We start from the raw sequence: 20,741 nt of genomic DNA on the forward strand, positions 1-20,741 counted from the left end.
CTAATGCCTGCCTGACCGGTTTTCGGCATCCACGGACTTCCGCAGGGCATCCATGATATTGATGACGTTGTTCGGCGCCGCCGGTTCCGCCTTGTCCTTGTTCTTGGGCTTCGCCTTTGACGGCTTCTTCATCTGCTTCTTCTTCGCCTCGATGATGTCGAGAAGTTTGTCCTGGACCGGGTCGGAGACCATCTTCGGGTTCCAGTGCTGCGTCTGCTTCTTGATCAACTGCTGGACAAGCGGCATCATGTCGCCGTCGGCCGGCTCTTCGTCGACCCTTTCGAAATAGGTCTCGGGGTCACGGACCTCGTCGCCGTACCGCAGCGTCCAGAGCACGATACCCCTGCCGCGTGGCTCCAGCATGACAGCTCGCTCGCGGCGCGATATCACCAGCCGCGATATGCCGATCATGTTCTCGGCCGCCATCGCGTCGCGGATAACCGAAAATGCTTCCATGCCGACCGGATCGTCGGGCGAGAGATAATAGGGCGTGTCGAGCCAGATCCATCCGACACTGTCGCGTGGAGAGAAGACCTCGATATCGATCGTCTTGGTGCTGTCGAGCGCGACGTTTTCCAGCTCTTCGTCTTCGAGGATCACATACTCGTCCTCGCCGCGCTGATAACCCTTCACCTCGTCTTCGTCCTTCACCTCCTTGCCGGTGACGGCATCAACATAATGGCTGACGACGCGGTTCCGGGTTTCGCGGTTGAGGGTGTGGAAGCGGACCTTCTCGTTTTCCGAGGTCGCCGGCATCATCTGCACCGGGCAGGTGACGAGAGAGAGCTTGAGATAGCCTTTCCAGTAGGGGGGCAAAGCCATCTTGTCCTCCCGTCAGCTCGCACGACGCTGCGGTTGGCCGCCGGCCGCGCGGGATTTTGGAGCAGAAGCTCGTGCCGCCTTCTGTCTGCCCTTCCCAGCCTTGGCGCCGGCGACGGCGCGCTTCGTCTTGGCGGGGGCAGTCAAACCGGCGCTTTCGCGTAGCGCCTGCAGTAGGTCGCTGGGTTTGGACGCGGCCAGCGCTTTCTTCTTCGGTAGCGTACGGCCTTCGATCTTCGCCTTCACCAGCTCCGCGACCGCCTCTTCATAGCGATCGTCGAACTGCTTCGGATCGAATTCGCCCTTCTTGGTGTTGATGATATGCTTGGCGAGTTCAAGCATCTCGCCTTCGATCTTCAGGTCCGGCATCTCGTCGAAGGCTTTTTCCGAAGACCGGACCTCATAGTCGTAATTGAGGGTGGAGGCGATCAGACCTTTATCATGCGGGCGGATGAGGACGGTGCGCAGGCGACGGAAGAGCACGGTCTTGGCGATCGCCGCGACCTTGGCTTTTCTCATGCCGTCCCGGAGAAGCTTGTAGGCGTCGCCGCCCATCTTGTCTGGTGCGAGATAGTAGGACTTGTCGAAATAGACATCGTCGACTTCGTCACAGGGAATGAAGGCCTCGACCCTCAACGTCTTGTCGCTTTGAGGAATGGCGGCCGCCACCTCTTCCGGCTCGAGCACGACATAGCGGCCGTCCTCGATCTCGAACCCTTTGACCTGCTCGTCGCGCTCGACCGCATCGCCGGTTTCGCTGTCGACGAACTCGCGGCGGACGCGGTTGCCAGTCGCTTTGTTAATGGTGTGAAATGCGATCCGCTCCGACGTCGAGGCTGCCGTGTAGAGTGCCACCGGAAAGGCGACCTCTCCGAACTTGATGAAGCCTTTCCAATTCGCTCTCGGGGCAACCATGGTACTCGCACTCGCACGCAACCAATGCGAGTCAACCGAATCAGTGGTCGATTGTTCCGAGTCGAAACGAATCTAAATTCAAAGACTTACGGCGGCCGTGGCTCGCGTTCTGCGAGTCACGAACATGCTTTTGATTCGACGCATCTTTTTTGGTCGACATGCGTTTCTGATTTGCATGACAACCAGAAAGGATTGCGGCATGACCAAGAGAGATCTCATCGATACCGGCACCGACAAACGTTATGTCCGCCGAGACGAGAAGGGACAGTTCAAGGAAAGTGCCGACGTCGGCCGTTCCCTCTCGGCGGATCGTCGCCACAAGGCGAAACATGAAGCCAAGCCAGGTGAAGGCGATCGCGGCGATCGCCATAGTAGGAACTGAGAGGCGGTCGACCGGCCACGTGAAATGCGATGCGGAACCTTTGACTTAGCTTTTCCATCTGGCTAGCGTTCATCGCAGCCCATATAACCGAACCATTAGAACGGGACATTGACTCTTTGCCTCCTCTGACAGAAAAGCAGGTATCCAGATGAGGAAGATCCATGGCCGATGATGAAACTCAGACACCGCCGGATATAACGCCAACGGCTGAAGCTGAGCCAACGACCATAGCCGCTGCCAAAAGGGCTTCACGCGCGAGAAAGACAGGCGCCGCTAAGCCCCGTGCGGCAACATCCGCAGCGGCAAAATCGAAGAGACGCGGACTGACTGCTGAAGAAAAACAGCAGAAGATCGACCAGATCGAGGCGCAGGTTTCCGGTGGAGCCACGCTGAAGGATGCTGTCAAGACTGCGGGGATTTCCGACCAAACTTACTATCAGTGGAAGAAGGCCCTCATGCAGCCGGCTGTCCAGGATCTCACTGGAACAGCAGCCTCGGATGACGAAGAATGGGCCGAGTTCGTTGCGCTCGAGGAAGAAAACCGGCGGCTGAGAAAGCTTCTTTCCGAGAAGCTTCGAACAGAAAATGCCGAGCTCCGCAGGCGGCTTGGTTTGAAATGACGGAAGCCCGCATCGGCTTTGAACTTACGGCCATCCCTTTGGCCCTATCGGAACGAAACTAGCCCGATCATTCCCCCGATTTATTTAGTTCGAGTGGTTATAGATGAGAACTCCACGACGCAACTTCGTGGTTGAATATAAGACGAACCGTCGGCCAAAGGCGGGTCCAGCTTCAATCTGGGGCAACCTCGATTTGCAGGCCGTCGCGCGAGCGGTTGAAATAGACGGAGCTTTGCCTGCGATCGCACAAGAGGATGCGATCGCGGCGGAGACCCAGTCCAACGTCATCGAAGACGTTGGGCACGACGTCCTTAGCGGATCGACAACGCTTGCCGAAAACGCGCAGTCGCCCACCGATGCCGAAAGGATTAACATCGCCGAAAGTAGTTTGACAGAAGGTGAGCCGTCCCTCGCGCCAGCGGAAGAACCCAGACCTCGGCGCAGAGCCCGGAGATGGTCAGAACCCGTGGTAAATGTTGCCGATCAGAGTGGCGGCAAAGATCTGGCAAACTCTGAGGACGAACTCGCAGCTTTGGAGGCCGAGAACCGGCATCTGAAACATCTCCTGGGCGTGAGGCTACGCGAGGAGAACAAAAGACTCCACGCTATGCTGCGTCGGTTCGGCGGAAGCTCTTAAGGTTTCTCACGAGCTTTCCACCTAGATCAGGTTGTTCTGTCCGTCATCCGCCAAGCAATACGCACCTTGCCCAAAGTTTTGGAGAGCGCTAGCATTGGGTGCGCGGCCGTTTGCCTTCTGATGTTCATCTCAATCCCGACGATCTGGCTCTGCTGGAACGTGTTTTCGCCCAAGTCATACCCGAGCACGACACGCATCCCGACGAGCTCGCCATGCTCCTCGTATGCTTGTTTCAGGACGGGGTCCGCTCCGAGGCGGAGCTTCTGACCGCCGCGGAAAAGTGGTTTCGCTGATTTAGCTGAAGTCACATATCCTGCCGGTCTGGTAGAGGATGATCGGTTCGCTTTCCTCGCCAACGGCGGGATCCCCCTCACGCTTACAGACGACGACGCCGGCATGGAAGAGTGAGAGGTCACGAGCTTCTTCGACGGCGGAGACCTCATTGACCGCGGGACGAGGATTGAACGCCCTGATCGGTTGATCCAGGGTGTCAAGATCGAAGGCGAGCACAAAAACGACGTGAAGGCTCCTGGCATCGGCTTGCCTCAGGGCGATCCTCTCTGAGTTCGGTCGATATCTTGCTCCAGACCCTTCTTCAGCTTGGAACGGGTGTCAGTTTCGAGCTTCTCTTTCACACGCGCGATCTCGTCGTCGGCTACGTCGATCGGCTTGCCGCTGTCGTCCGGCAAGCCCTCGCCCGATTGGGCAATCGTTTCATCCTTGGGGCGGTCGTTCAGACCGTTGGTGATCTTGGACATGGCGTTCTCCCTTCGGAAGGAGAACTGGCAGGTTGGCCATTTGTGCCCGCACGTGGGGAAAAGAACCTGCTCCGAGGAGATATGGAAGGCGTGCCGCTCTTCAGAAGCGGTTCGGGGGCGGTGGTGGATGTGAAGAGAGGAAGAGGAGGGAAGGGAGATTTCGTGACGGATTGAGAGGGTTGGAGAGAGGCTCCGGCCGGTCCGTCATGGAGAAACGACATGGCTCAGGCCACATCGAAAATCACCCTCAGTGCAGCCCGGGATATTCCCTTCAACAAGCTCGTGCTCAGCCAGTTGAACGTCCGCAAGATCAAGGCGGGCGTCTCGATCGAGGATCTGGCGGAAGACATCGCCCATCGCGGGCTGCTGACCAGCCTCAACGTCCGCCCCGAACTCGACGGCGATGGCAACGAGACGGGCATTTACCGCATCCCCGCTGGCGGTCGCCGCTATCGAGCCCTTGAGCGGCTGGTTGCGCAGAAGCGGCTGGCAAAAACCGCCGGCGTTCCCTGCATCGTCAGCAAGGGCGAAACGCTGGAAGTCGAGGACTCGCTCGCCGAAAACGTCCAGCGCGTGCCCTTGCATCCGCTCGATCAGTTCCGCGCTTTCCAGACCTTGCGCGAGCAGGGGCTCGGTGAGGAGGAGATCGCAGCACGCTTCTTCGTCTCGGTTGCGACAGTCAGGCAGCGGCTGCGGTTGGCGTCCGTGTCGCCCCGGCTTCTCGATCTTTATGCCGAGGACGAGATGACGCTCGAACAGATCATGGCGTTTTCGATCACCAACGACCATGTTCGCCAGGAGCAAGTCTGGGACACGATCTCGCGCTCGCATAGCCGCGAGCCCTATTACATCCGCCGGCTGCTGACCGAAACTGCAATCCGCGCCAGCGATCGGCGTGCCGTCTATGTCGGCATCGAGGCTTACGAAGCTGCGGGCGGTGTAACCATGCGCGACCTGTTCGACCAGGATCACGGTGGCTGGCTGCAGGATCCGGCGCTGCTTGAGCAGCTTGTGATGGAAAAGCTCAAGGCTGACGCCGAAGAAATCCAGACGACTGAAGGCTGGAAATGGGTCGAAGCGGCCTTCGATTTTCCCTACGGCCACACGTCCGGCCTGCGCCGCTTCTACGGCGAGCAGGCCGAAATGACGGAAGACGAACTGGCCCGCTATGACGCCACCCGCGCCGAATACGACAAGCTCGACGCGGAATATGCGGAGGCGAGCGAGTACTCGGAGGCGACCGAACAGAAGCTGGAGGAGCTCGGTGCCGAGCTCGACCGGCTCAACGACCGGCCATACATGTTCGATCCAGAGGAGATGGCCCGAGGTGGGGCCTTCATCTCGCTCGGCGTGGGTGGCGAGCTCAAGATCGAGCGAGGCTTCGTGCGGCCCGAGGATGAACCGAAGGATGAGACCGATCCCTCGGCTGATGCCGGCGATGGTGCCGATCATGGCAGTGATCTTCCGGCAACCGGGATCGCCAGCGGCGAGGACACCCAACCGGACGACGAGGACGAAACCATTAAACCGCTTCCCGACCGCCTGGTTCTCGACCTCACGGCGGCGCGCACGGTCGCTTTGCGCAATGCCTTGGCCAACGATCCCGTCATCGCCTTTGTCGCTGTCTTGCACGCCTTCGTCCTGAAGACCTTCTACGTCTACGGATCGGACTCGTGCCTGGAGGTGACGGTGCAGAGCGCTCGCTTCAGCCAGACGCCCGGGCTCGGCGATACGGTCTGGGCGAAGGAGATCGATCAGCGACATGAAGCCTGGGGCCAGGATCTCCCCAAAGATCCGAACGTTCTCTGGGATTTCCTGATCAAGCTCGACGGTGTCAGCCGGCAGGCGCTGTTTGCCCATTGCGCCTCGCTGTCGGTCAACGCGGTGATCGAGCCCTGGAACAAGCGGACCCGGGCGATCGCCCACGCCGATCAGCTTGCCCGCTCGATCGGCTTCGACATGGTGGAAGCCGGCTGGACGCCGACCGCCGACAACTATCTCGGCCGCGTCACCAAGACGCGCATCCTGCAGGCGGTCCGAGAAGCCAAGGGTGACCAGGCGGTGGAGCTGATCGGCCATCTCAAGAAGACCGACATGGCGCGCGAGGCCGAGCGGCTTATGACAGGCTGCGGCTGGTTGCCTGAACCGCTTCGGACGACGAGCGACGAGGGCGTCAACGAACGCGGCGCTGTCGCCGATGACGGCTCCGTCGGATCCGATGAGAGCGAGACCGCCTCGGAACTCTCCGACATGCCGGCCTTCCTGCGCGACGAGTCGGAAACGTCAGACGATGATGCCGGCGACACCGAAGGTGAAATCGACGGCGAGCATCTCGCCGCCGCCGAATAGGTTCACCAGCATCACATCAGCTTGACCCGATCGCTGTTGCGGTCGGGTCTTCTTGCAAACAGCCCGGCCACCGTGCCGGGTTTTTCCGTTTCAGGAGGTACCCATGCCTGACTTCACTATCGAGACCACCTACCATCTGCCGATCTTCCGGCGCCGCACTTACGCGGCCGATACATTGGACGCGGCCTGCCGTGCCGCCATCGAAGATGACAGTTGGGATATCGCCGAGAAGGACTTCGATTCCTCCGGTCCAGTTCATGTCACCGGTATCTGGGATGGTGCACATGCGGCCTATGCAGGTCCGCCGGTTCAGATCCCGCAGCAATTCGACGAACCTGTCCAGCGCCGGGCGCGTCATTTCGAGATCTTGCTCGGGTTGTTGAAGATCCTGTTCGATGACGTCCGTGCGGCCCGGCCACCATCGGACGATTGGCTCGCCCGATCTGCCTGGGCGATTGCCCGAGGAGAAGCCATTCTCGCCGGAGAACCGGATCCCGAAGACCCGGTCGATCTACCCAAGCCTTCGCACGTCCTGATCAGGCTACAGGAGGAAGGTGTGCGTGACGCAATCGCGGCAGTGCTCGAGGTGGACCCGAGTTTTCGGGATCTAACACCCGAGGCCGTGATCGACGACGAGGTCCATGCCGCGTGCGTTTCCATCGCCACCACGATGGATTTTACCGATGTGGTAGGACGCGCCGAATTCCAGGCCGCGCTCTCGGCGATTAGGTCCGCGCACCGCCGGCTAACGTCCGATTGATCCTTCTTCTTTCCCAGACATCCCTCAACCTCGCCCGGCCGCCGCGCCGGGTTCTCGTTGTCAAGGAGACATTCAATGAGCACTCCTGCTTCCACCACTCAAACCGTTGCTTCCGGTTTTAAGGTCGACATCTCGCGCGGCGAGCGGATCGGCCGCGTTTCGTCCGAATGGTTCTCGCGACCCGACGACGAACGCTTCCTGTCACTCACCGATCTCTATGATACCGTTCGATCCCGCGCTGAGCGCGCCCATGCTCGAACGATCGAAAGTGCTGCGATCCGTGTCGAAGCAACGCGCGACAATGCGGAGCGGCTTGAGCTTCTCGTTCCAGGTCAGCGTCAAGCGATCGCACCGACGCACTGGAGCTACGGCCAGCTTTGCAGCCTGGTTGGCGCACCGGCCACCTATATGCGGCAACTGCCGGCGCCGCTTGCAGCGATCAACCTGCAGCATGGCCTGCTCAATCACCGTGCCGAGCTGGTAAAAACGCTCGAGATGGACGATGGCCGACTGAAACTGCGCGCAGTGACGGGACCCGAATACGGCCGCATCTGGGACCATGAACTGGTCTCAGCGGTGATGAAGATCGCCGGCAATGGGACCGGTGACACGATGTGGAAAGTGCCGGGCGTCCTGGACTGGGCGACGATGACGCACAACCCGTTTGTCGACATCACAAAGGACACGACGACACTTTATGCCAGCGACCGTGATGTCTTCCTATTCCTGGTCGATGATACCCACCCGATCGAAGCAGGGCGACTGCCGAACGGCGAGCCCGACCTCTATTTCCGGGGCTTCTATGCCTGGAACTCGGAGGTAGGCTCGAAGACACTCGGCATCGCCTCCTTTTATCTCCGCGCGGTCTGCGCCAATCGAAATTTGTGGGGCACGGAAAACTTCGAGGAGATCACCATCCGCCATTCGAAGTTCGCCGCCCAGCGCTTTGCGCATGAGGCAGCACCCGCGCTGACCAGCTTTGCCAATTCGTCGCCCGCTCCGTTCATCGCCGGAATCAAGGCGGCGCGCGAGCGGATCGTCGCGCGCAAGGACGATGAGCGCGAAACCTTCCTGCGTCGGCGCGGCTTCTCGAAAGGCGAGACCGGCAAGGTGATCGAAATGGTTTTGTCGGAGGAGGGGAGGCCGCCGGAATCGATCTTCGATTTCGTACAGGGCGTCACCGCGCTGGCGCGCACCAAGACCAACCAGGACATGCGTCTCGAACTCGAAGGCAAGGCGAAGAAGCTGCTGGAGAGCGCCTCCTGACATGTTCATGCGCGCCTGGCTCAGACCCGGCCGCGCCCACAAACCCCATCGCAGTCATCCCAGAGCCCGGTCAAGCACCGGGCTTCCTTTTGTCTGGAGAACTCCAATGCCTATTCCCGATCATGCCCGCGCAAACTTCGACACGCTGCTGCGCGCCGCAGCCGATGCCAATCTTGTTCTCATGGAATGCCTCGATGCCGCTACACGCGAGCCGCGTTACGTGCTCTGCGCCGTCGGCCGCAGTGACGGCGAATACGTCTTCACGCCATTCGGCCATCTCGCCGACGGCAATCCTTACGACGCGTATCTGCCGCCCGATCCAAAGGATCCCGCTGGCTTCATCGTAGGCCCGACGATCTAGGCGCCGACGATCGCCGGCAGACTTCAATCTGCGATCACTTTCCACACCCTCACGCCGCAAGTTCTCCTCCTCCCGAAATTCGGAAGAGGGCACTTGGGCAGACCCATTCCCCCTTTCTTTCGGAGCCTCGACCGATGAATATCATCTCGCATTCTCAAACTGTTCCCACCTCTCCACGTCTTGAGACCAAAACCCGCGCTGAAGCACTTATAGATGCTGCCGGCCAGATCACGTTGCTTCTGGAGCAAGGTAAAGTCGTCACTACAACTGACCTGCGACAGATCATGATCGAGGCCTTCGGCGGCAGCGACGCCGAGGGCCTCTGGCTCTGGAAGGATGCCTACGAAGCGACCGAAATCGCCCAGGTCTTGTTTCTGCGCAAATTCCGCGCGGTCGTATCCCGAACCCAGTCTCCCCAATCGACGCTCGCGATGCTGACAAAAGTGGCAAACCTGGTGCCTATCCATGGCCGACGGTCCGAGGAGAGCCAGGCCCTGCAGCAATTCTCGACTCCGATCCCTCTTGCCTACGTCGCATCTCGTGCTGCCTGCATCACGGCTGCTGACACGGTTCTCGAACCGTCGGCTGGAACCGGCCTCCTGGCGATCTTTGCGCAACTCGCAGGCGCCCGGCTGGCGCTTAACGAATATGCGGCTGTCCGGCACTCGCTGCTGCAGCGGCTTTTCCCCGGCGTTCCGATATCGCAACACGATGCCGCGCATATCGACGATTACCTCGACCGTTCCATTCGACCGAGCGTGGTGCTCATGAACCCACCATTTTCTGCGGGCATTCATGTCGAAGGTCGCGTCGCCGACGCCGCTTGGCGGCATCTGTCCTCCGCATTCGCTCGTCTGGCCCCCGGCGGCCGGCTCGTCGCGATCACTGGCGCGAGCATTTCTCCCGACAATCCGGGATGGCGCGACGATTTCGTTCGGCTGCAGGGGCAGGGCACGGTGCTGTTCACCGCGGCGATCGACCGCAGCATCTACGCCAGACATGGAACGACGATGGAAACGCGTCTGATCGTGATCGACAAGATCCCGCCAGGTGATCCTTCGAAACTGGTGACCTCGACTGGCACAGCGCACGATCTGGAAACGCTGCTCACGTGGATCACTGGTCTTCCACCACGCTCGCACGCGACGGCGCCGGACTCCAACGGTATCCTGCGCGCGGTCACGATGCGTCCGGCAGCGGTTGCCACACCGTCGCATCGCCCCGCAGTCGGCGGACAGACACAGCCCGCAGCAATCGTCCGTTCGATACCTGTTGATGATGAGATCATTGAACTCTCCTACGAGTTGAGGGACGCTCAGCCGAAGGATGAGGCCAACGCTGCTGACGGCATCTACGAGCCCTACCGGCTGCAGTCGATCCACATCCCCGACGCGAAGCCGCATCCCGACAGGCTGGTCGAATCTGTTGCGATGGCATCTGTGGCTCCGCCAAAGCCATGCTATCGTCCACATCTGCCGAAGCGCATCGTCACCAGCGGCGATCTTTCTGACGCCCAGCTCGAAAGCGTCATCTATGCCGGCGAAGCTCATTCCGGCTATCTTGCCGGCCACTGGAGCATCGATGCCTCTTTCGACAATCTCAAGGCGGTCGCATCCGATGCAGAACATGCCGTTCGCTTCCGTCGTGGCTGGTTCCTAGGCGACGGAACAGGCGCCGGCAAGGGTCGCCAGGCCGCCGGGATCATTCTCGACAACTGGCTGAAGGGTCGCCGTCGGCATGTCTGGATATCAAAATCCGACAAGCTGATCGAGGACGCCCAGCGCGACTGGAGCGCGCTGGGTCAAGAGAAGCTCCTGGTCACACCTCTGTCCCGTTTTCGACAGGGAAAGCCGATCAAGCTGGAAGAAGGTATTCTCTTCACGACCTTTGCAACGCTGCGCAGCGATGAGCGCGAGGGCAAGCGGTCACGGGTCCAGCAGATTGTCGATTGGTTAGGTCAAGAGGCGGGAAGCGGCGAGGCCGCGACCAGGGATCCAAAGAGCTTCGATGGTGTCATCGTCTTCGATGAAGGCCATGCCATGGCCAATGCCGCCGGTGGCAAAACCGAGCGCGGCGACAAAGCGGCGTCACAGCAGGGCAGGGCCGGTCTTCGCCTGCAGCGCGCTCTGCCGGATGCTCGTGTCGTCTACGTCTCGGCGACCGGCGCATCGGAAGTCGAATCCCTTGCCTATGCCGAGCGCCTCGGTCTCTGGGGCAGCAGCGACTTTCCCTTTCCCACACGCTCCGAGTTCATTGCCGCGATCAAGGACGGCGGTGTTGCCGCGATGGAAGTGCTGGCCCGCGACTTGAAGGCAATGGGTCTCTACGCGTCGCGTTTGCTCTCCTTCGAAGGTGTCGAATACGAAATTCTCGAACACGAGCTCACCGAGGAACAGGTCCGGATCTACGACTCCTATGCCGAGGCGTTCCAGGTCATCCACAACCATCTCGACGCAGCGATGGAGGCTTCCGGTATAACCGGCAAGACCGGAACGTTGAACAAAAATGCCAAGGCCGCCGCCCGCTCGGCCTTCGAAAGCTCCAAGCAGCGCTTCTTCAATCATCTCCTGACCTCGATGAAGACGCCGGCTCTTCTCAAAGCGACTGCAGCAGACCTGGAGGACGGTCATGCCGCCATCGTCCAGCTCGTCTCGACGGGGGCAGCGCTGACCGAGCGCCGGCTAGCACAGATCCCGACCGAGGAATGGGGCGATCTGCAGGTCGACGTGACGCCGCGGGAATATGTCATCGATTACCTCATGCATTCCTTCCCGGCGCAGCTCTTCGAGGAATTTTCCGACGCCGACGGCAATCTCAGTTCCCGACCGGTTCATGACGCGAACGGCAACCCTGTCATCTGCCGGGAGGCAGAACGCCGACGTGACGAGCTGATCGAAACTTTGGGCAGCCTGCCGGCGATCCCGACGGCGCTCGACCAGATCGTCCAGCACTTCGGAACCGGGAAGGTGGCTGAGATCACCGGCCGCTTGCGTCGCGTCGTTCGCCGCGAGGATAGCACCTCTATCGCGCGCTATGCGGTACAGAACCGGCCGGGCAGCGCCAATCTCGACGAAGCCCGCGCCTTCATGGACGACGAGAAAGGCATTCTCGTCTTCAGTGACGCGGGCGGCACAGGACGATCCTATCATGCCGATCTCGCTGCCAAAAATCAGCGCCTGCGCTTGCATAACCTTCTGGAAGCCGGATGGCGCGCCGACGTGGCGATCCAGGGCCTCGGGCGCAGTCATCGCACCAACCAGAAGCAGCCGCCGCGCTTCCGGATGATCGCCACCAACGTCAAGGCGGAAAGGCGCTTCCTCTCGACCATCGCCCGGCGTCTCGACACGCTCGGCGCCATCACCCGTGGTCAACGCCAGACCGGCGGGCAGGGCATGTTCCGGTCCGAAGACAATCTCGAATCGCAATATGCCCGCGACGCGCTGCGGCAATTCTACGGACTGCTGCATGCCGGCAGGATCGAAGGCTGCTCGCTCGACAGATTCGAAAACATCACCGGCCTGTCGCTGACGTCGGAAGAGGGCGGATTGAAGGATGAGCTGCCGCCGATCCAGACCTTCCTCAATCGCATGCTGGCACTGACGATCGCCATGCAGAACGTGCTGTTCGAAGCCTTCGAGCAACTGCTCGCCGCCCGCATCGAGGGTGCGATCGCCGCCGGGATCTATGACAAGGGCCTGGAGACGATCACCGCCGACAGCATGACGGTCACCGAGCGCCGGCTGATTTACACCCATCCCGTCACCGGCGCGCAGTCGCACTTGCTGACGATCGAACGCCGGGATCGCAATGCACCGATGCGGTTCGAGGAGGTTCAAAGCCTCGTCGGGCAGGATCCACGCGCCAGGCTGATGATCAACGGCAAGTCGGGCCGGCCGGCGGTGATGGTCCCGACGCGCTCGATCATGCTGGACGACGGCTCTATTCAGCCGCGCGTGTCGCTGATCCGGCCGATGGACGAGCTGCGCTTCGAAGTCCGGCAGCTCGAAGAGACCAACTGGGAGGAGACTGACGAACAAGCATTCGGCCTCGCGTGGAATACCGAGGTCACGGCGGTGCCGGAATTTTCGACATCGACGATGCACATCGTCAGCGGGTTGTTGCTGCCGATCTGGAAATTGCTGCCGCAGGATTTCTGCCGGGTGCGGCGGCTGCAGACCGATGACGGCGAGCGGATCGTCGGCCGGGTCATCGCGCCGGATCGGCTCGCCGGTCTTTGCCGCAACTTCGGGATCGATCAGAGGCAAGTGCTGAGCGCCGACCAGGCTTGGGCATCGTTGGTCGACGGATCCTCTATCGTCGGCCTCGTCGGCGACATGACGCTGCGCCGCGTGCGCGTCATGAACGAATACCGCGTCGAACTGACCGGCTTCACGGATGGCATGCGCGACTGGTTGCGCTCGATGGGATTGTTCTCCGAGATGATCAATTGGAAGCTGCGCTTTTTCATGCCTGTCACAGATGAGGGTGCGGCGATCCTGTCGAAGCTCATTGAGCGTCATCGCCTCGTCGATGTCGCGCGCAGGTCATGAGGGAGGTCTGCCATGCTTTCCGCCTCTGATCTGGCGGACCGTCTCGCGCAGGACGCGGAGGCGGTCTGCCGCCACTATCTTCCCGCCGGCCGTCGGGCCGGCAATTACTGGTTGGTCGGCGATGTCGACAACAACAAGGGCCAGTCTCTTTACGTGCATCTGACCGGCCCGCGCGCCGGCCGATGGACCGACGCGGCGACCGGTCAGTTTGGGGACCTGCTCGATCTCGTCCGCGAGACCTGTGGCCTCGTGGACTTCCGGGACGTTGCCGACGAGGCGCGTCATTTCCTGAGCCTGCCCCAACCCGAACCGGTGTCGGACCTCAGGGGCGACGTAAGTGACGCCTCTCCGGTCGAGCGGCCGGCGACAGAGCGGGCACGACGGCTGTTTCGAATAACGCAGCCGTTGGCGGGTACGCTCGCCGACATCTATCTGCGCGAACGCGGCATTCTGCGGGCGTCCGCCCATGGGGCGATCCGTTTCCACCCGTCGTGCTACTATCGCGATCGCGTCACCGGCCGGACGAGCAGCTATCCGGCGCTTATTGCCGCTGTCACCAACGACGCCGGAGCGATCACCGGCGTCCACCGCACGTATTTGTCCTCGGGGCTCGACCCGAACGGAGTCGGCAAGGCCAAGCTGGACGATCCCCGCCGTGCGCTCGGCGGACTGCTCGGCAATGGCGTTCGCTTCCGCTTTCCGGTGGATGCACCTATCCCGGTGATCGCAGCAGGCGAGGGTCTCGAAACCATGCTGTCCCTCTCACACGTGATGCCCGGCATGCCGATAGTGGCCGCTCTGACGGCCAATCACCTTGCGGCCTTCCGATTCCCGTCCGGATGCCAGCGCCTCTACATCGCCGCCGACGCGGATGCGGCTGGCCGGCATGGGATCGAGGGATTGAGCCGCAGGGCACAGGAGGAGGGAATCCTGCCGCTGGTGCTGTCGCCCGAGCTTGGCGACTTCAACGAGGATCTGCGTTGGCTGGGTCCGGACCGGCTGACCGCAAGCCTCAAGGCTCAACTCACTCCGGAAGACGCGATGGCCTTCTTGCCCGCCTGAAGCTGGGCGCAAAGGCTGGGGGAGGGCTGGCTGCGGCACTGGCGAAGGGCGGTCCATTGGTCTCATTCCGGATTGGCGCGCGCCCGCGGGCCTGCCGAGAGGCGACCCTTACCACGCGGGCCTCCGGGCCTTCAGCGGGTCGGGCGGGTTTCTTCCCCTACCGGGCCATCGCATCGGCTCCTCCGAAAACCGGTTCCCACTTTTCGGGCCGATGCGATGGCCCGTCATTCCTCGCGAACCAAGAAACCCTCCCTCAGCCGCCCGGCGCTTCGCTGGGCCGCTGCGCTTCGCTTGCGGTTCCGGCCTCGGCCCGCGTGACCGGGTTCGCCGTCAGGCCGCGAGAGGCGCGGCCCACGAAACGGAGACCATCATGGACCTTATCCTTCCCCCCGACGACGGCTTGGAGCCCAACCACGCGTCCTCCCCGACCGACCGCTTCATCTACGAAATGCAGGTCTTCGGCTATCGTCCCTTCCAGGACGAGCCCGACCCGCGGCCATTGCCGGAGGAACCGCAAGTCCAATCTGGCATCACCGCGATCTTCGACGCCTTCGCGGAAATGCTCGGCGACACTCGGCTGGAACCCGATCTCGAAGACCTGTTCTGGTCGATTCCTAATCTCTTCCATCGCGCCGGCGAGCGCATCCAGCGCGAACTCGATCGCAACGAGGAAGCGCAGCGCACCGGCCAGCGCGAACAGGACGGCTCGGAGGTGAAGAGCGTCGAACTCGAACGCCTCATCGCCGAGGGCATCACGCTCCTGGAGCGCAGAAATAGCTTCGAGTTCATGCGCGACTACGCGGCCGACCTGTTCGAGGCGCAGACCGGTTCATTCTGGCGGCCACGCACCGGCTCCAAAGTCAACCATGCCAACATGACGGCGGCGATGATCGACAGCCGTGACTTCCTCTCCGCTCGCCGCCGCACCGAGACCGAGGTGATGATCCCTGCCGGCACGAAGATCGCGTTCGCCGGCGGCATGGACTACAACGATCACGAGCGGATCTGGGCGAAGCTCGATCAGGCGCATGCGAAGCATCCTGACATGGTGCTGCTGCACGGCGGCTCGCCGAAGGGCGCCGAACGGATTGCTGCATGCTGGGCGGAAGCCCGCAAGGTGACGCAGATCATCTTCAAGCCCAACTGGACCAGGCATGCCAAGGCCGCCCCCTTCCGGCGCAACGACGAGATGCTGTCGGTCATGCCCGTCGGATTGATCGTTTTTCCCGGAAACGGCATCACCGGTAATCTTGCCGACAAGGCGCGTCGCCTCGGCATCCCGGTCTGGCAGGCTTCAGGAGAGGGCGCATGAGCGCCGTCTTCCCGGATACATGGAAAAGATGGAAAACATGGGAAAAATGGATTATATGGGAATCGAAGTGGAGATCTTTGCGATGAAGCAGTTCACGACAGGCGACTTGAACAAGCAGATCGGCGATATTACCGACGCGGCAAGCCGCGAACCGGTCATGCTCACCCGCCACAAGAAACCCCGCTTTGTGCTGATGAGTTACGAGCACTACGAGCGCATGCGCACGGGCGGCGACCCCCGCCGCGCCTATCATGTCTCCGATATGCCCGCCGAGCATGCGGAACTGTTCGACGAGGCGATCGATCGGCTGGCGCGCGGCGAAGGCTACGACGATGAGCCATGAATTCCGGCCCGGCGAAGTCATCTCCTATCCATATCTCTGGGCCTGGCAGCAGCAGCGCGGCGAGACCGAAGGCCGAAAACAGCGCCCGGTCTGCGTCGTCATCGCCATCCGAAGTGCCTCCGACGGGAACACGCACCTTGCCCTTCTCGGCGTCACCACGCAGCCGCCGCAGACGGGCCGGGCCGCTCTGGAGATCCCGGAGATCGAGCGCAAGCGCGCGGGCTTAAGCGATCTGAAGCAGTGCTGGATCATGGCCGACGAATACAATTACGACATCGTCGAACGCTCCTGGTACCTCGAGCCGGACCAGGACATTCTTGGCCGCTTCAGCAAATCCTTCATGGTGAAGATCGCCAGACTGTTTGCAGAGGCGCGCGGCCGAACAGGCCGGGTCAACCGCCTCGATTGAGCGGCGATCGAAACGGTTGTCATCCGGCACATCTCCGGCGACTGCATCGTCGAAGGCCGCCCTCACGAGGCAACTCTCCGACTGCCAGGTGTTTTCGGCTGGTCTCATTTTTCTGACCATCGCCGAGGCGGGAGCGACGCCCGGCAATCAAACCGGTGTTGTGACCTCACTTCAACCGAGCTGTAGTCGCGCCACAGCGTACGGCAATTCGAGCGCCACACCGACCGAAGCCATTTCTGCCAATGACGATGGGAGCAGGACGGTGCTGATCCCTTGCATCGCGTCCGATGTTTGGCGGCCAGCGTCCGCTGACCCGAACACTACCGACGCAAGTGACGAGCGCGGCACTCGGCCGGTCCGCAAAGGGCAACCACGGCGAGGTCTCCTGCTGACGTCGCGATCAAGGACCATTCCCGTTCTTTATGTCGCCTTTCTAATGGACCGGCCGCGATCAGCGTCAACCCGCAAGGGGTTCCCCTTCGCTACGCTGCGGTGACGCCTGCGGCGCGGCCCCTTCTTCGGGCGCCATCGGGAATGGTCCCGATGCAACGAAGGAGACAATCCCATGGCTACCACGATCGCAACCCTCACCGAAAAAACCGACGGCACTCTCGAAGGGGTCTTCGCCACCATCCGGGTCAACGCCCCGATCGCCCTCATCCCCAACGCCAGCAAGGCGAGCGAAGAAGCCCCGGACTACCGCATCATCCATCGCAAGACCGGCTTTGAGATCGGCGCGGGCTGGAACCGCATCTCCCGCCAGACCGGCGAAGAATACATCTCCACGAAGCTCGAAGCGCCCGAAATCGGCGTGATCTTCGGCAACGTCGCCCCAGCACCCGGCGGCGAGCCCGGCAAGAAGGTCATCCTCTGGAACAGCCCGGCCTGAACCGGACCGCCGGCTCCTAACTCGGGGCCGGCGTCTCTTTGATGCCGTTATTACCAGAACACGAAGCCCGGCCTCTCTCGGTGAGAGCCGGGCTTTCTTTTTTGCTGCTAGTGTCGCCTTACTTGTTCAACGCATCTTTGAGCGCTTTGGCCGGCGTGAATGCCAGTTTTTTCGCGGCGGCGACCTTGATCGTTGCCCCAGTTGCCGGGTTGCGCGCTTCGCGCGCCGGCGTTTCCTTCACCTTGAACTTGCCGAAGCCGGGCAAGCTAGTCTCGTTGCCGGCGACCGCGGTTTCGGTGATCGAGGCGATGACGGCCTCGACGATGGCCTTTCCCTGCGCCTTCGTCAGGCTGTGCTCGGTGGCGATCTTGTCGGCGATTTCGTTGGTAGTGGTCATTGGAAGTCTCCCGCATGGTGAGTGATCTGGATTCCCTGCCACCGGTGAATTCCGTTGTCATCGACGTGTCCGGCAAAAACTGTCTCCCCGCCTGGATTTCCACAGCTACCAGGCTTTGCGGCTCATCCTTTCCGATGAAATCCGGAGCCGAAAGCTGCGCTGAGCATGCTGCTGCGTCTGGGTGCCATACGGAGAGGGAATGTCTGCTCAGTCCGTCCGATCCTGCCATGACGGCATGGAGGTCTCAAGGACGAGCGGTGCCCCCAATTTTGTCTCCGCTCCGGTTCCCTCCGCTCCAACAAATCGGCTCCCCCACTCGCCGCCTCCGGCGGTCGCCTTCAGCGATCCTTGACCCCTCCATCCCGTCATGACCGGGCGCGTCGTCTTTCACAAACGTCAAGGAGATAACGACGATGCTGCTCGAACAACACATTGAAGAACTTCGGCTGGAACTGTGCGACGCAATCGGTCCGGTCGAGCGTCGTGAGATCGAAGTCGAACTGGAAATGGCATGCGCCGAGCTTGCCGTGATCATCGCTGAACAGGAGGGTGCGGTCGACGCCGAGCCGCCTTTCTGAGGCGGCTTTTCGTCTTCGCTATCGTCGCTCGCATCACGCCTCAAGGGCTGTCGCTGGCCTCCGTGCCGCGATAACCGCGTCGCCTCTTGGTTTTCTCCAGACGCGCCATCGCATCTTCGGCTGCTCGGCTCTCGTCGAACGTTTCCATTTTCTCCTGGCCATTTGTGCCGATCCGCCCCCAATGCCGGATCAGCGAGGCGCCGCCGAACAGCGTCGGCTGAACCGACAGGCAATAATAGCGCCGCATGTTCTGCGATGGATTGATGCGGCGGAGATGGAGGGGTTTCTTGTCAGATGTCGTCGTCATGTGCGGATTTTCACCGCTCCGGCAAGCATCGTCCAACGACTTATCTGAATCGGTCGGCTACGACCGATTCACACGGTTGATGCTTCAGCCACAGCAGGGATGGCGTACCGTCGCGCTAATCTCTCGGCGATGAGCGTTTCCCCATCGACGTGCCGTTGTGCTTCACGGTTTGCGATTACTTTGTTCACCAAAGGAGATCGGGCGGGCCGCCTGTGGCGGACAGCTCTATGCGTGCGCTCACCGAATCCCTGAAGGGCTTCGGCCTTGGGTGACGATCCTCCCGCAGTCCTTGGTACCGGGCGAGAATCTTTGGCCGCTTTTACGTGAGGTGATGCCGGCAAGGCCGGCTGGCCGCCGGAAGCGGACACGGCGCCTGGCGGCGCCGTGGTTTGCTTCTTCTCTGACTGTCGGATTGTGCACCCGCCACTCCGGCGTCAAGGACGAGCGGTTCCCCCATGTGTGGACGGCCCGTGGAATGCAAGACTTTTGTATCGATGGGATCGGTCAGGTTCAGTCATGTGTCCGGCCTTCTATCGTGGCATTGTAGCCACTGGCCCTGATGAAGTCCGCGGATGGAGAGCCAATCAATTTGTCGAGCTCAAGGCTCTGGGGGAACCTAGGCTTTGCTCCATCCCCGGTCCAACCGGTTCGCCATCATTACTCAGTCCTTCATTCCTCCGGTCGACGATTGCCGAGCCGGATTCCTCAAACGGCTGCGTGCCGGTAAGTCTCCTCTCTTCTCAGAAGAGCCCACGCGACGCGGGCGGTCTTGTTTGCGATCGCTACCGACACCATGCGTGCCGGTTTGCGCTGCAAGAGCTTCGCGATCCATGGGAATGATGGGGCATCAATGCGCGCCCTTCGTATGACGGCAGTGGCGCCGACTACCAGCAAGCGTCGGATTGTCCGATCGCCCTGCTTGCTGATCCGCCCTAGCCTCTCCTTTCCGCCACTACTATTTTGTCGCGGCGTTAAGCCAAGCCAAGCCGCGAACTGTCGCGCTGATTTGAATTCCTCAGCATTTCCAACCGAAGCCGCGATTGCTGCCGCGGTGAGAAAGCCGACGCCTGGGATGGTCATCAGCCTCCGAGCGGCACCTTGGTCCCGGCACCACTGCATTATGGTGCGATCAAGCTCGGCGATCTTATTGCTCAGCTCTTCTAGCTGCATCTGAATGTGCTTGAAGGGTTGCCACGACGGTTCAGGAAGATGGTCTTTCGCGACGTGTAAGGCTTCGAGAGCAGCTTTCAGCCCGAACTTTCCTTGAGGCGTGATGATACCGAATTCGGCCAAATGGCCTCGGAGTGCGTTGATCAGAGCCGTTCTCTGCCGCACAAAAAGATCTCGGGTCTTGTGCTGCATAAGAAGAGCCTGACGCTCGCAATTTTTCACCGGTACGAAGCGCATGGTGGGACGGGTGACTGCCTCGCAAATCGCTTCGGCATCTGCTGCATCGTTTTTCCCACGCTTCACATACGGCTTTACATATACCGGAGGCATAAGCTTCACATCGAAGCCTAAGGCACCGAGTTCCCTCGCCCAGTAATGTGAAGTCGAACAAGCTTCCATGCCGACCAGGCAGGGTGGCAACTGCTCGAAGAAATGCAGGAGCTGGTTTCGGCGAAGCTGCCGCCGGACAATAACATTGCCGACGTCATCGATAGCATGAACTTGAAACACGTTCTTGGCCAGATCCAGGCCGACGACAGTGATCTTCTCGAAAGTCATGACACGGTTCCTTCTCTGAGTTGCGCAGAATGATCTTAGCATCTCGCGCGACGGGTTCGGAGGGCCGTCCACATCATCAATTTTCAGCCGGCGCCCAAGGGACGGCGCCAGAAAATCGGCTCCCCCGCTCGCCGCGGAGCGGCCGCGTGCCGCGGTCCCTGACCCCTCGCGTCTACGGTGCGGCCCTCCTTTCGTCAGATACGAAAGGAGATGGCATGAAAGAGGCCGCGGCCGTTGAGAGAACGGATCACTGACATGCAGGTGAAGATCGAGGGACAGTCACACTTCCGGCCTTTGGG

20 protein-coding genes are annotated in these 20,741 nt (G+C 61.2%); 14 read left to right on the plus strand and 6 right to left on the minus strand.

What is annotated here, in order from left to right; translation table 11 throughout:
• A complete protein-coding gene (gene ku / locus J2046_RS27815) occupies positions 1 to 822 on the minus strand; it encodes a non-homologous end joining protein Ku (protein WP_210057323.1) in 822 nt (273 codons plus the stop codon).
• 12 nt (positions 823 to 834) lie between these two features.
• Complete coding sequence (gene ku / locus J2046_RS27820; protein ID WP_210057325.1) at positions 835 to 1,734, minus strand: non-homologous end joining protein Ku; 900 nt, start codon at positions 1,732 to 1,734, stop codon at positions 835 to 837.
• Positions 1,735 to 1,933: 199 nt separating this feature from the next.
• On the opposite strand from ku (J2046_RS27820), the gene J2046_RS27825 reads away from it, so the two are divergent.
• From J2046_RS27825 to J2046_RS27835, 3 genes are all read left to right on the plus strand, one after another.
• Positions 1,934 to 2,116 carry a hypothetical protein gene (locus J2046_RS27825; protein ID WP_210057327.1) on the plus strand — a complete coding sequence of 61 codons (183 nt, stop codon included), beginning with the start codon at positions 1,934 to 1,936 and terminating at the stop codon, positions 2,114 to 2,116.
• Positions 2,117 to 2,277: 161 nt separating this feature from the next.
• Positions 2,278 to 2,736 (plus strand): transposase, encoded by a 459-nt coding sequence (locus J2046_RS27830; protein WP_210057329.1) that lies wholly within the window; start codon positions 2,278 to 2,280, stop codon positions 2,734 to 2,736.
• Positions 2,737 to 3,471: 735 nt separating this feature from the next.
• The gene (locus J2046_RS27835; protein WP_210057331.1) at positions 3,472 to 3,666 is read left to right on the plus strand and encodes a hypothetical protein; all 195 of its coding nucleotides are present in this window, start codon (positions 3,472 to 3,474) and stop codon (positions 3,664 to 3,666) included.
• 252 nt (positions 3,667 to 3,918) lie between these two features.
• On the opposite strand, the gene J2046_RS27840 is transcribed toward J2046_RS27835, so the two are convergent.
• Positions 3,919 to 4,131 carry a hypothetical protein gene (locus tag J2046_RS27840; protein ID WP_210057333.1) on the minus strand — a complete coding sequence of 71 codons (213 nt, stop codon included), beginning with the start codon at positions 4,129 to 4,131 and terminating at the stop codon, positions 3,919 to 3,921.
• 219 nt (positions 4,132 to 4,350) lie between these two features.
• On the opposite strand from J2046_RS27840, the gene J2046_RS27845 reads away from it, so the two are divergent.
• The 10 genes from J2046_RS27845 to J2046_RS27890 all read left to right on the plus strand — a co-directional run bounded on the left by J2046_RS27845 (position 4,351) and on the right by J2046_RS27890 (position 17,432).
• The gene (locus J2046_RS27845; RefSeq protein WP_210057335.1) at positions 4,351 to 6,480 is read left to right on the plus strand and encodes a ParB/RepB/Spo0J family partition protein; all 2,130 of its coding nucleotides are present in this window, start codon (positions 4,351 to 4,353) and stop codon (positions 6,478 to 6,480) included.
• 103 nt (positions 6,481 to 6,583) lie between these two features.
• Entirely contained in the window at positions 6,584 to 7,240 is a 657-nt protein-coding gene (locus J2046_RS27850; protein WP_210057336.1) for a hypothetical protein, read from the plus strand.
• Between the two features lie 75 nt (positions 7,241 to 7,315).
• Positions 7,316 to 8,506: a DUF932 domain-containing protein gene (locus J2046_RS27855; RefSeq protein WP_210057338.1), complete on the plus strand. Its 1,191-nt coding sequence runs from the start codon at positions 7,316 to 7,318 to the stop codon at positions 8,504 to 8,506.
• 106 nt (positions 8,507 to 8,612) lie between these two features.
• Positions 8,613 to 8,867, plus strand: a complete 255-nt coding sequence (locus J2046_RS27860) for a DUF6117 family protein (RefSeq protein WP_210057340.1) — start codon at positions 8,613 to 8,615, stop codon at positions 8,865 to 8,867.
• Positions 8,868 to 9,001: 134 nt separating this feature from the next.
• Entirely contained in the window at positions 9,002 to 13,417 is a 4,416-nt protein-coding gene (locus J2046_RS27865) for a bifunctional class I SAM-dependent methyltransferase/DEAD/DEAH box helicase (protein ID WP_210057342.1), read from the plus strand.
• A 12-nt stretch (positions 13,418 to 13,429) separates the two neighbouring features.
• Positions 13,430 to 14,479 (plus strand): DUF7146 domain-containing protein, encoded by a 1,050-nt coding sequence (locus J2046_RS27870; RefSeq protein WP_210057344.1) that lies wholly within the window; start codon positions 13,430 to 13,432, stop codon positions 14,477 to 14,479.
• A gap of 370 nt (positions 14,480 to 14,849) precedes the next feature.
• The gene (locus tag J2046_RS27875; protein WP_210057346.1) at positions 14,850 to 15,791 is read left to right on the plus strand and encodes a DUF2493 domain-containing protein; all 942 of its coding nucleotides are present in this window, start codon (positions 14,850 to 14,852) and stop codon (positions 15,789 to 15,791) included.
• An 82-nt stretch (positions 15,792 to 15,873) separates the two neighbouring features.
• Positions 15,874 to 16,134 carry a type II toxin-antitoxin system Phd/YefM family antitoxin gene (locus J2046_RS27880; protein ID WP_210057363.1) on the plus strand — a complete coding sequence of 87 codons (261 nt, stop codon included), beginning with the start codon at positions 15,874 to 15,876 and terminating at the stop codon, positions 16,132 to 16,134.
• Entirely contained in the window at positions 16,124 to 16,543 is a 420-nt protein-coding gene (locus tag J2046_RS27885) for a hypothetical protein (protein WP_210057347.1), read from the plus strand. The genes J2046_RS27880 and J2046_RS27885 overlap by 11 nt, the downstream gene beginning before the upstream one ends.
• A 565-nt stretch (positions 16,544 to 17,108) precedes the next feature.
• Positions 17,109 to 17,432, plus strand: coding sequence for a DUF736 domain-containing protein (locus J2046_RS27890; protein ID WP_037115718.1), 324 nt, complete (start codon positions 17,109 to 17,111; stop codon positions 17,430 to 17,432).
• Positions 17,433 to 17,550: 118 nt separating this feature from the next.
• On the opposite strand, the gene J2046_RS27895 is transcribed toward J2046_RS27890, so the two are convergent.
• Positions 17,551 to 17,829 carry an HU family DNA-binding protein gene (locus J2046_RS27895; RefSeq protein ID WP_210057350.1) on the minus strand — a complete coding sequence of 93 codons (279 nt, stop codon included), beginning with the start codon at positions 17,827 to 17,829 and terminating at the stop codon, positions 17,551 to 17,553.
• A 413-nt stretch (positions 17,830 to 18,242) separates the two neighbouring features.
• On the opposite strand from J2046_RS27895, the gene J2046_RS27900 reads away from it, so the two are divergent.
• The gene (locus J2046_RS27900) at positions 18,243 to 18,407 is read left to right on the plus strand and encodes a hypothetical protein (protein ID WP_210057352.1); all 165 of its coding nucleotides are present in this window, start codon (positions 18,243 to 18,245) and stop codon (positions 18,405 to 18,407) included.
• A gap of 40 nt (positions 18,408 to 18,447) precedes the next feature.
• Here the strand turns inward: J2046_RS27900 and J2046_RS27905 are convergent, their stop codons facing one another.
• Together J2046_RS27905 and J2046_RS27910 are read right to left on the minus strand one after the other, a co-directional pair.
• A complete protein-coding gene (locus J2046_RS27905; RefSeq protein WP_210057354.1) occupies positions 18,448 to 18,714 on the minus strand; it encodes a WGR domain-containing protein in 267 nt (88 codons plus the stop codon).
• Between the two features lie 705 nt (positions 18,715 to 19,419).
• A complete protein-coding gene (locus tag J2046_RS27910; RefSeq protein WP_113465218.1) occupies positions 19,420 to 20,442 on the minus strand; it encodes an IS110 family RNA-guided transposase in 1,023 nt (340 codons plus the stop codon).
• Between the last annotated feature and the right edge of the window lie 299 nt (positions 20,443 to 20,741).

The sequence above is a fragment of the Neorhizobium petrolearium genome (assembly GCF_017873175.1).
In the GTDB taxonomy this organism is placed as follows: domain Bacteria; phylum Pseudomonadota; class Alphaproteobacteria; order Rhizobiales; family Rhizobiaceae; genus Neorhizobium; species Neorhizobium petrolearium.